Genomic DNA, 10,941 nt, shown 5'->3' with positions numbered 1-10,941 from the left:
GTCAGACCTTGAAGCTGCTTACGCCAACCCGCAGGTTGTTGGCCACCTGGTTCAACTCGTCAATCGCCGCGCCTGCCTGGCGCAGGGAGTCGACGGTCTGGCTGCTGGCTTCGCTCAGTTGCACCAGGGCCTGGTTGATCTGTTCGGCACCGGTCGATTGTGCCTGCATGCCTTCGTTGACCATCTGGATACGCGGTGCAAGGGCCTGCACCTGCTGAATGATCTGCGCCAGCTGGTCGCCCATCTGCGCCATTTCGCCAATGCCGCGGCGCACCTCTTCGGAGAATTTGTCCATGCCCATGACCCCGGCCGATACCGCCGACTGGATTTCGCGCACCATCTGCTCGATGTCGTAGGTGGCTACGGCGGTCTGGTCGGCCAGGCGACGTACCTCGACGGCGACCACGGCAAAGCCTTTGCCGTACTCGCCGGCTTTCTCCGCCTCGATGGCTGCGTTGAGGGAGAGCAGGTTGGTCTGGTCCGCCACTTTGACGATGGTGGTGACCACGTGATTGATGTTGCCGGCCTTCTCGTTGAGGATCGACAGCTTGCCGTTGACCACGTCGGCAGCGCCCATGACGTGGCGCATGATCTCTTCCATGCGGGTCAGCCCCAGTTGCCCGGTGCCGGCGAGTACCGAGGTCTGTTCGGCGTTGTCGGACACCTCGCCCATGGTGCGTACCAGATCGCGGGAGGTGGCGGCAATCTCGCGCGAGGTGGCGCCTATTTCGGTGGTGGTGGCGGCCGTTTCGGTGGCGGTGGCCTGCTGCTGGCGCGAGGTGGCAGCGATTTCGGTGACCGAGGTGGTCATCTGCACAGCCGAGCGCTGGGCATGGCCGACCAGGGTCTTGAGCTCGCCAACCATGCTGTTGAAGCCGGTTTCGATGGCGTGGAATTCATCCTGACGCTGCATGTCCAGGCGCACCGAAAGGTCGCCGCTTTCGAGTTGCTTGAGCGTGCTGACGATGCTGTTGACCGGCCGGGTGATCGATTGCAGCAGCAGCCAGCCACTGGTGGCCGCGGCGGCAATGGTCAGCAGGATGGCCAGCAGCAGGCCGATTTCCAGCGTGCGCACGGCGTTGCGGATTTCCGTAGAGGCGCTGTCGGAGAGTGATTTGTTCAGCTCTGTCAGGTCGCTCAGTGTCTGCTGGCCTTTTTCCCATTCCGGGAAAACCTGCCCGGCACTGAAGGCGCGTGCCTGGGCTCCCGGCGTTTCACGCACGGTATTGAGCAGCTGCTCATGCATTTTCAGGTATTGCTTGTGTTGCCGCTTGAACGCCGCTGCGAGCGCATGTTCGCGCTCGGTTGCGACAGCGCTCTGATAGCGTGTTTGCAGGTCTTTGAGCGCCGTTTCGTTGAGTTTGAACTGCTCTTGGTAGTGATCAAGCACGGCCTGCGGCTCTTCATCGACCAGGCGCAGGAGCATGCGCCGGGTGTCGAGCATGTGCTGAGCCCAGGCTTCCTGAATCTCGCTGACATAGTAGGCGCCGGGTACCGAGTCGGTCAGCATGCTTTCCGTTGCATCCTTGATGGCCGACATACGCAGGTAGGAGGCTCCGGCGAGCAGCAGCAGAATGGCGATAAGGACGGTGAAACTGGCAATGATGCGGTTGCGTACGGTTAACTTCATCCCGTGATCCTTCAGCTGCTGTTGAGGCTGTTAGTCGTGCGTGGTGATGGGCGAGCGGCCACCCGCAAGGGTGTGGCTGCGATGCTCGCGCTGGTGCGGCCATGCTACTGGTCAGCCAGCGGCCAGCCAACCAGTTATAGCGCGTAACTCGCCAGCGCACCGCCGCGGCGGCGCTAAAGGCCCCCTTCGTTGCGGTGCAGAGAGGCGCGTTTCTCGTGGCGCAGCAGCGTGCGCAACTCCTCTGCCACGGGCATCGGCCGGAAGGCGCTGACCCGCGCTCGTCCGGTGTTGCCAACGGGCACCCAGATGCGCGAGAACAGCAGGGCCGCGACAGTCCGCGGCAGTTGGCCGGCCACTTCGCGGTAATCGCGCTGCTGCCAGCCGAGCGTGAGCATCAGCCAATGGCTTTTGGCATGCAGCAGAGGCTGGCGTTGGCTGAGGATATGTGCGCGTTCCAGCCAGACGAAAGCGGCGCCACTGTGGCCTGCTTGCCTGGCCTGTTCGGCGTGCTGGAAGGCCTCGGTAATCGCCTGTTGCGAGGGTGTGTGCATGTTTTTTGCTCCTATTTCTTCAGCAGGCGCAGGCCGTTGAACACCACCAGCAGGCTGACGCCCATGTCGGCAAACACCGCCATCCACAGGGTGGCCTGGCCGCTCAGGCTGATGGCGAGAAACAGCGCCTTGACCCCCAATGCCAGGATGATGTTCTGCTTCAGAATGGCGGCGGTCTGCTGCGACAACTGGATAAAGGCCGGGATCTTGCGCAGGTCATCGTCCATCAGCGCCACGTCGGCGGTTTCGATGGCCGTGTCGGTGCCGGCCGCCGCCATGGCGAAACCGATCTGTGCTTTGGCCAGCGCCGGCGCATCGTTGATCCCGTCGCCGACCATGCCGACGACAAAACCGCGCGCCTGCAAGGCTTCGATGGCTTGCAGCTTGTCCGCCGGCAGCAGGTTGCCGCGCGCTTCGTCGATGCCCACCTGCGTGGCGATTGCCGCTGCCGTATGTGCGTTGTCGCCGGTGAGCATGCTGGTTTTCACCCCCAGCGCATGCAACTGCTGAATGGCCTCGCGGCTGGACTCCTTGACCGTGTCGGCCACGGCAAACAGGGCCAGCGCCTGGTTGCTGTCGCACAGCACCACCACGCTTTTGCCCTGGCGTTCGAGGCCTTCGAGGGTGGCTTCCAGTTCGGCCGAGCACAGGCCCAGTTCTTCCATCAGGCGGTGGTTGCCCAGATAGAACGAGGTGCCGTCGATGCTGCCTTGTACGCCACGGCCTGGCAGTGCGGCGAAGCTTTCGACCGTGCTGGTTGGCAGGTTCTGTTCGAGCGCCAGCCTGGCAATTGCTTGGGACACCGGGTGGTCGGAGCGACTGGCTAGGCTTGCGGCGTGGCCGCGATAGCGTTCGGCATCCTGCTCCAGCAGGGGCAGATAGTCGGTCTGTACGGGTTTGCCGTGGGTGATGGTGCCGGTCTTGTCGAGCGCCAGGAAACCCAGCTTGGCGGCGCTTTCCAGGTAAACCCCGCCCTTGACCAGAATGCCTTTGCGCGCGGCCGCAGCCAGGCCGCTGACGATGGTCACCGGGGTCGAGATCACCAGGGCGCAGGGGCAGGCCACTACCAGCAACACCAGGGCGCGGTAGATCCAGTCATACCAGGGCTCGCCCATAAACAGCGGCGGCACTATGGCGACCGCCAGGGCGAAGAGGAACACCAGTGGGGTGTAGACCTTGGAGAACTGATCAACAAAGCGCTGGGTCGGCGCACGGGAGCCTTGCGCCTGTTCGACAGCATGGATGATACGCGCCAGCGTGGTGTTGGCCGAGGCCGCCAGTACGCGGTATTCCAGCGAGCCGGCTTCGTTGATGGTGCCGGCAAAGACCTGATCGCCAATGGTCTTTTCCACGGGCAGGCTTTCGCCGGTGATCGGGGCCTGGTTGATCGTCGAGTGGCCGCTGACCACCTCGCCATCCAGGCCGATGCGTTCACCAGGGCGCACCCTGACCAGGGCTCCGACTGCAACGCTTTTTATCTCTACGTCCAGCCAGCTACCGTCGGCTTGCTGCACCGTGGCGCGCTCCGGAGTCAGGTCCATCAGGCTGCGAATGGCATTGCGTGCCCGATCCAGTGACTTCGCCTCGATCAGCTCGGCCACGGCAAACAGGAACATGACCATGGCCGCTTCCGGCCATTGACCAATCAACACTGCACCGGTTACGGCGATGCTCATCAGTGCATTGATGTTCAGGTTGCGGTTCTTCAGGGCGATCCAGCCCTTCTTGTAGGTGCTCAGGCCGCATAACAGAATGGCCAGCAACGCCACGGCGGCGACCATCCACTCCGGTGCCAGCGTGGCAAAGTGCAGGACTTCGGCGCTTAGCGCCGCGACCCCGGACAGCGCCAACGGCCACCAGGCTTTCTTGCGGGGTTCCTGGGCGGGTTTCGCTTCGCCGGTCAGCGGCTCGGCCTGCATGCCGAGCGCGCTGATGGCGGCCTCAATCGGCGTGGTGGACGGCAGGCGGTGCCAGACCCCTAGAATTCGGTTGATCAGGTTGAACTCGAGACGCTCGATGCCTGCAAGCTTGCCCAGCCGCTCTTCGATTAGCGTCTGCTCGGTCGGGCAGTCCATCTGCTCGATACGAAACTGGCTGAACTGAGCACCCTCCAACACGCCTTCGCGGGCTGGTACGGTGTCTATTGCGTCCGCTTTCGGCGAGTGATTGTGGCCGCAGCAATCTGTCATAAGGGTATCCTCGGTACTCGATGGAGTAGAGTTAACACCCTGAAGCCACTACAGGGTCAAGACGAGGTTTCGATGAAAATTGGAGTGCTGGCCAAACTGGCCGATTGCCCGGTCGAGACGGTTCGCTACTACGAGCGCGAAGGGCTGCTGCCGGCTCCTGCGCGCACGGAGGGCAATTACCGTCTTTACAGCAGCGAGCACCTGGAGCGGCTGACCTTTATCCGCAATTGCCGCACGCTGGACATGACCCTGGATGAAATCCGCCGTTTGCTGGCACTGATGGATCGGCCGGAGGAGAACTGTGAGGGCGTCAACAGCCTGGTGGATGAACATATCCGCCATGTGCAGGCGCGGGTTACCAGTCTGCTGGCGCTGCAACAGCAACTGATTGACCTGCGTCACCGCTGCGCCTCGGAGCAGGGTGTGGAGGCCTGCGGCATCCTGCAGCGGCTGAACACCAGTGGTGGTGTCAGCGCGCTGCCGGATGATGGCGATTCCCATGTCGGCAAAAGCCATCGGCATTGAGTCTGCGTGCCGCCTGCATTACAGGCGGCGAGCCGGTTCAGGGTTGCTTGCTTAGAGCGACTTCAGCCTTCACCAGATTGATCAGCTGTTGTGGGCCGAAACTCACCAGCGCCTTGCCATTCACAAAGAAGGTAGGCGTCTGCCGCACGCCATTGGCCTGGGTGTCCAGGCTGTCCTTCTCCAGCGTGGCGTTGATGTCTGCGCCCATCATCTCGGCCTTGGCCTTGGCCACATCCAGACCGGCAGCCTCGGCAGCTTCCCAGGCTTTGGCCACTTGCGGGTCGTCATGCCATTGCGGCTGGGCGATCAGGATTGCTTCCAGTACCTGCTCATAGATGCCTTGCTTACGAGCTGTCTCGAGGATTCGTGAAGCGGTTTCCGACCCCTCATGAAAGAGCACATAGCGCAGCACCAGGCGCACGTCCTTGGGGTTTTCCTCGAGGATCTGCTTGACCAGCGGGTAGAAGGCTCGGCAGGCCTCGCAGGACGGGTCAAAGAACTCGACGATGGTCACCGGAGCGTTGGCCGGGCCGATCACGGGTGAGTGGAAGCGTACTAACGATGAGTTTTGTGGGGCTATGGTCGGCACCTGCGCTTGCGGGGTGCTTGAGAACTGCAGATAGAAGAATGCAGCGGCAGCGAAGCCGAGCGCGGTCAGGGTGCTGACGAGAAGAACGATGGTGCGCCTGTTCATAGGGAAGGCCTCCGGCGAATCAGCATAAGAAGAACGCTGATAAGGGTGAATGCGAGCAAGGACAGCAGCGGCAGCGGGATACCGCCGAGAATCGTCATGTCCGCGCTGGAGCAGGACGGGCCGGCCCCGCAGGGTTTGATGCTGTCCGGGATTACCCCGAAATAGAGCAGACAGTGGTAGAGCGCGATAAGCCAGCCACTGGCCGCCAGCGGCAGCGCATAGCGCCAGACGCCCGTGTCCGAGTTGTAGCAGGCCACGGCAAGTATCAACGCCAGCGGGAACATGCTGATGCGCTGGTACCAGCACAGTACGCAGGGCGTACGCCCCATGACTTCGCCAATAAATAGCGCCGCCAATGTGGCCAGCAGGGCAACGGCCCAGGCCAGCAGGAGAAGAGTCCAGGAGCTGAGCTGCCGAGTGATGGTTGTGGTCTGCTTCATGTCGCCTGTTCACCCCTGGTCAGAGTGGCTGGCAGCGAATGGCATCGACGTGCAAGGCGCGTCGATGCTCCGCGAGGAGAATGCAAGTACATGCGGTGTTCCTGAATGACAGTGGTCTTGGCCTGCTCACGAACCGCCGAGCTGCGGCGTGAAACGGTGAACAGGTTTTATGGCCGGCGCGCGGCCATGCTCAGATCACTTATACGGCGCGCGGAGGGCGCTCTATCAGGTCGTTGGGGCGATCAGGCAGTGCCTGGTAACGGCTGCTCAGCAGCGGGTTGTCACCGGCCCGAGTTGGCAGCCGGAACATGGCGTTAATGGAGGGCGGTTCATGGCTGTGGTCGGTGCTGCTCGGCGAGTGTCGGTGCAGCAGACACAGTGAACAGTCGGTTGCAGCTTGCAGATACAGACCGGCTCGCGCGGTCTCGCCCTGGGGTTCGCTGTGTTGTTCGATGTCTCTCAGCAAGGCTGAGGTATGCCAGAGCCAGACCAGCAGCAGGGTCAGGATCAGCTCAAGAAATGTACGGCTGGTGAGCGCGCGGCGGATCATCGTCGAAGGTCGTTGTTGCAAGGTCGGCCATGCTGGCATGGCCCCTTGCGTTGGGCAAGCGTAAGCGGGGTGTGGAAGTCTGCACAGCTGAACAACAGTGGGGGAATCAGCACACTGTCGATGGTGATCACGCTCATATGGGTACGAGTCGAACTGCGTGATGGGTATCGCTACGCTCAAGGCCATCCTACGAATTACGCAGCGTGCATCACATTCGGTTGGGGCTAGGCATAAATTACAGGCATAAAAAAGCCGGCTTGTGGCCGGTATTCTTATTAAATATGCTTTTGATTTTAAAGTAATTTATTTCTGCTTGCTGTTGGGACCCACACTTTGACCCACACTGATGCGGGTCGCTGCCCTAGTGGGCTCAGATGTTCCTATGGCTTATCATTTTACACTTCGCTTCGACTGCCCTGATTGCCTCTTGGATCTCGCGCATTGGCTTCTCGGCATTCCTGTTAGCTTCAGACTCCTTCTCAGAGAAAAACTCGGGTGCCTGTTCGTTAAATCCGGGTCTTCGCTCAGGTGTATTATGGTTTTTATGATATGTTATAACGTAGCGTTAATTGTGTTCCAAAAAATCTTTCCCTTGGAATGGGTTATCTTGGAATTAGTTTTTTAACTAATTTTGATGCGATAGCCCGATGTATGGTGAGGCGAGTTATTTTCTTGAACAAATTCCTGCTCGCAAAATAGCGGTAGCTCCTTGATTGTAATGATTTGGCCATTTTTTAGTTCAGGCTCTCCGGTGCTAAGAAGGATTGATTCTCTGAACTTGAAGTGACTTCTCTCCCTTTTGACGTGCCCCAGCTTGATAAGTAGATCAATTGCTGAATATAGTCGCTCAGAATTAGCGCGACCTCTTAGTACGCTTGGCCCAGACTGTTTAACTTGGGATAGTGTGAAAATAGTTTCCACGCCGATTATCAGATCACCTGGTTGCACTGGTCTAGCTTTGATTCGGTTAGGGTCCGATTTTCGATTGCTTTCAGTTTCGGGGTCTGGTGAGTGAAGGTCGCGCTTGTAAGCGGTTTTAAGCAAGAAGTGCGCAAGGAGGTTTGTGTCTGTGACGATTTGCGGTTCGTTGGCTAGGTGCTCAATAAAGTGCTTTGAACAGTTTTGGGTAAAATACCAGCAAAACTTTAATGTGAAGATATCTATTTCTATATCGCTATTGTTTTTTCGTTCGAAAGTATGCAGTGTGGCTGCTAGTCGGCTAGTGTTTTCTAGTAGCTTTGAGGCGTGATCTTTGAGGTAATAATATAATCCGTTTTCCTGCATCTGCTTTTCAAGGTATTGGTTGCACATAAACCAGAAGTCTTTTGCCTGTTCTGAGAATTGCAGTACTTGTCTTTCTGATGATGATTCTGAAGTCAAAAGTTCTTGGATGCGGGTATTGAAGGCTTTCTTACGAGATAGCTTGGATAGTTTTTGGTTTGTTCGGTGTCCAGCCATTGTGCGAGGCTTTACGACTAAGAATCGAGCTAAAAATCCAGTTCCTCTAGCCTCTTCGCCGCGCTTGCTCATGAATCGATTAATTACATTCGGCTGAGCCATTAATGAAAGAGTAAGGCGAGCATTCTGTAGGACAAAACTATCCCTTGATATTCGGTCAACCTTCACGCTGCCGCCGTCCCACAGCGTGTTGAGTTTGTCCAGTTCTCCTAAGGCTTTCCCGCTAAAAATACTGCTTGCTTCGCTCGTTAATAAACAGCCATGTGGAATATTCTCGTAGAGCATCTGTACGAGAGCCTGTGGGGTTGTGTCTTCGTACAAAAACTTTCCAGATCGAACTGGTTGTGGTTCAGCTCTTAGGTGCTCAGCTACTGCCTCTAAAGCTGCATGTGTAGCAGCCTCATCCCCTTGGGTCGCGCATTTGTTAAATGCACGCTCTAGGTGCTTTTTTTGTGTGATCCACAGCTGATGATCAACTTTTTGCTGAAGTAAGGCGGCTTCATTTGTGCGATGTGCGACATCATTTAGATTGGTGATGGCCTCAAAAAAATAGTTCTGTGTAACTGTTTTTCGCTCCCCAGACTCCGCAATGGTTAGGAGCATCAATGAGGTTGGCACTCTATGTCCGGTTGGCATTTCTACGTCAACGAGGCCTTGGCAGGCCGTGGCAATGGCACCTAGGGCGCACATCATCGCCATTTCACGAGAGACTTGATGCTCTCGCGCTGATTCCCCCACTGCGGCCTCAAAGAGGCTGTGCTCGCTAAAGTGGGGCCAACCTTGTTCGTCCATTGATGGGTTAGGGCTAGTCCAGGGTTGATTTTTTTCAATTTCCTCAATCATCTTAAAACCTGCTATTTCTGCTATTAATCGCAAAAATAGCAGGTTTTTCTAATTACAAGCTGTGGATATTTTCAGAGCCACGAGTCTGTGAGCGGCATGCACCTGGTTCAGGAGAGGCGTATTGCGGTCTTTTTTTACCGTCTCAGCACATCTTCTGAGCCATACAGAGGAGCCTGCTCATGCGAATCATCCGTCTGAAAGAAGTCATCGACTCGACCGGCCTGTCTCGGTCGACCCTGTACAAGTACATCGGCGAAGGCACCTTCCCGAAACCGGTATCGCTGGGCGACCGCTGCGTCGGCTGGGTCGATAGCGAGGTGCACGATTGGATCCTGGCTCGGATCGAGGAGCGTGACCAAGCCGAGGGTACTGCAGTACGTCCCACCGGCCACCTGAGCATGGCTAGCTAGAACTGACCACCTGTGCCATGACCAGTCGGAGCTGGTCATGGCGCTTATGCCGGCTGCCTGATTCTGGCTGCTCGGCGATCTTCAGAAAGCCGGAGCAATGTTGCTCCCCATCGATCCGGCAGACTCTGGCTAGGCATCGGTCTCCATGGGCTTTTGGTCTGGTTTATGTCCGGAATACGTCTTCAGCAAAAAATGCCGTTGCGGCTTGGTGCGCAGTGTGGATTTTTCCGAGCCAGCCGGAGCTGTCAGTTGCGGTGTGGGTAGTATGCTTTTACTAGCTATTCCTACCCGAAGGGTTCTTGCCTCATTAACCGTGCAGTAGCAAGCTTCACCGACCAGATCCCATGTACCTGGAGGGGCTTAATCATCTGGCACTGAAGCACTATCTGAAGGGGCAATTATCCGGGGGATCTACCAACCACCAAGCAACACGATCAGTTCACCACGGGAGACCAGCTACCCATTCGTCGCGGATGAGCTTCGTCACCGAGCATCCAGTCGAGGGTGATCAGGCAGGGAAATGTATCCAGTAAATTAAAACTCCGCAGGCATGGCTTATGAAACTCAACCATGAGAGGTCATAACCATGTTCAACGATACCGACACCATCCAACGCTACCCGCTTCGTCATCCAGCCAATACCAATCTGCATCTTCACTACGACGACACCTTTGAGGGCTTCCGCTTGATGCGTGACAAGGGGCCTTTCATTCGTGAGCACCTGTCCGATCTCAAGCGCACCATAGACCTGGCATTAGCTGAGTATCCGAGGGTCTTAGCCTTCAGAGTTGACCTCCACTTGCCTCAAGGCGTCCTGCTACCTGACTACGCCTATACGAACCAGGTCATCAGCCGATTCTTCGAATCGTTTACGAAGAAGATCCAGTACCACCAGGAGCGGGTGGCTGAGCGTGGCTACTCGCGTGGTTGCAAAGTACGGTACGTCTGGTCGAGAGAAATAGGTCAGGCAGGCCGGCAGCATTATCACCTGCTGATCCTGTTGAACCGTGATGCCTATTACACCCTAGGGCTGCTGGGCTCAGAGAGGGTCAACATGATCAGCCGCATAGAAGAGTCATGGGCCAGTGCACTGCGGTTGTCGAAGCATGAGGTCGACGGGCTGGTACATATCCCCGACAATCCAACGTATCGGATAGATCGGCATCCCCGTATGCGGAAGGTTGCATGGTCAGAACACAAGGTTCTTGTTGATGAGCTACCGGATCTGTTCCACCGGGCCAGCTACCTGTGTAAGAAAGCGACCAAGTCCTACGGGGATCGTCAGCGAGGTTTCGGCACCAGCAGGGGGTAATGAACTCCGGTGCTGCTAGGTGGGTTTGAGGCTGCAATGCGGAGTTTCTTCTCGGCCATTTGGAAGTCACCGATATAGGCTGTCATCAGCGACTTCCAAAGCCTGCCGTGGTTGGGCACGAAGAAATGCAGCAACTCGTGCACAATCACGTAATCCCATACGTCCTCATCCAGAGATAGCAGCTCGCTGTTGAAGGTCATGCGACCTGAGCTTGAGCACGATGCCCATTTGTTGCGCATGGGGCGCAGTGTGACCGAGTGCGAGCCCACATTGAGTCTCTCAGCCCAGTGGGTTGCCCGTCCTCGAAACTTTAGTCGTTGCGTATCTGCGTCAGCCATA

The 10,941-nt window shown here is 57.5% G+C and carries 11 protein-coding genes; 3 read left to right on the top strand and 8 right to left on the bottom strand.

All coding sequences use genetic code 11. From position 1 onward, the window contains the following. Position 1 precedes the first annotated feature (1 nt). The 3 genes from ACSQ17_RS06500 to ACSQ17_RS06490 all read right to left on the bottom strand — a co-directional run bounded on the left by ACSQ17_RS06500 (position 2) and on the right by ACSQ17_RS06490 (position 4,370). Complete coding sequence (locus ACSQ17_RS06500; RefSeq protein ID WP_436068056.1) at positions 2-1,630, bottom strand: methyl-accepting chemotaxis protein; 1,629 nt, start codon at positions 1,628-1,630, stop codon at positions 2-4. A gap of 173 nt (positions 1,631-1,803) precedes the next feature. Further along, positions 1,804-2,181, bottom strand: coding sequence for a DUF3703 domain-containing protein (locus ACSQ17_RS06495; protein WP_436068055.1), 378 nt, complete (start codon positions 2,179-2,181; stop codon positions 1,804-1,806). Between the two features lie 11 nt (positions 2,182-2,192). Beyond that, complete coding sequence (locus ACSQ17_RS06490) at positions 2,193-4,370, bottom strand: heavy metal translocating P-type ATPase (protein ID WP_436068054.1); 2,178 nt, start codon at positions 4,368-4,370, stop codon at positions 2,193-2,195. A 72-nt stretch (positions 4,371-4,442) separates the two neighbouring features. Between ACSQ17_RS06490 and cadR the strand changes: the two genes are divergently transcribed. Continuing rightward, entirely contained in the window at positions 4,443-4,895 is a 453-nt protein-coding gene (cadR, locus tag ACSQ17_RS06485) for a Cd(II)/Pb(II)-responsive transcriptional regulator (protein ID WP_436068053.1), read from the top strand. A gap of 37 nt (positions 4,896-4,932) precedes the next feature. Here the strand turns inward: cadR and ACSQ17_RS06480 are convergent, their stop codons facing one another. From ACSQ17_RS06480 to ACSQ17_RS06465, 4 genes are all read right to left on the bottom strand, one after another. Beyond that, entirely contained in the window at positions 4,933-5,589 is a 657-nt protein-coding gene (locus ACSQ17_RS06480; RefSeq protein WP_436068052.1) for a DsbA family protein, read from the bottom strand. Next, positions 5,586-6,029 (bottom strand): disulfide bond formation protein B, encoded by a 444-nt coding sequence (locus ACSQ17_RS06475; protein WP_436068051.1) that lies wholly within the window; start codon positions 6,027-6,029, stop codon positions 5,586-5,588. The genes ACSQ17_RS06480 and ACSQ17_RS06475 overlap by 4 nt, the downstream gene beginning before the upstream one ends. 199 nt (positions 6,030-6,228) lie before the next feature. Then, a complete protein-coding gene (locus ACSQ17_RS06470) occupies positions 6,229-6,618 on the bottom strand; it encodes a hypothetical protein (RefSeq protein WP_436068050.1) in 390 nt (129 codons plus the stop codon). Between the two features lie 582 nt (positions 6,619-7,200). Next, positions 7,201-8,880: a YfjI family protein gene (locus tag ACSQ17_RS06465; protein WP_119564296.1), complete on the bottom strand. Its 1,680-nt coding sequence runs from the start codon at positions 8,878-8,880 to the stop codon at positions 7,201-7,203. Between the two features lie 179 nt (positions 8,881-9,059). On the opposite strand from ACSQ17_RS06465, the gene ACSQ17_RS06460 reads away from it, so the two are divergent. Then, positions 9,060-9,290, top strand: a complete 231-nt coding sequence (locus ACSQ17_RS06460) for a helix-turn-helix transcriptional regulator (RefSeq protein WP_119564297.1) — start codon at positions 9,060-9,062, stop codon at positions 9,288-9,290. A 586-nt stretch (positions 9,291-9,876) separates the two neighbouring features. After that, positions 9,877-10,602, top strand: coding sequence for an inovirus Gp2 family protein (locus ACSQ17_RS06455; protein ID WP_143978920.1), 726 nt, complete (start codon positions 9,877-9,879; stop codon positions 10,600-10,602). Here the strand turns inward: ACSQ17_RS06455 and ACSQ17_RS06450 are convergent. Next, positions 10,572-10,940, bottom strand: coding sequence for a M48 metallopeptidase family protein (locus ACSQ17_RS06450; protein WP_143978921.1), 369 nt, complete (start codon positions 10,938-10,940; stop codon positions 10,572-10,574). The genes ACSQ17_RS06455 and ACSQ17_RS06450 overlap by 31 nt on opposite strands. Between the last annotated feature and the right edge of the window lies 1 nt (position 10,941).

The organism is Pseudomonas sp. LjRoot71 (genome assembly GCF_964253255.1).
In the GTDB taxonomy this organism is placed as follows: domain Bacteria; phylum Pseudomonadota; class Gammaproteobacteria; order Pseudomonadales; family Pseudomonadaceae; genus Aquipseudomonas.
The sequence above is the reverse complement of the archived record's forward strand: the minus strand, read 5'-3'. Positions and strand labels throughout refer to the sequence as shown.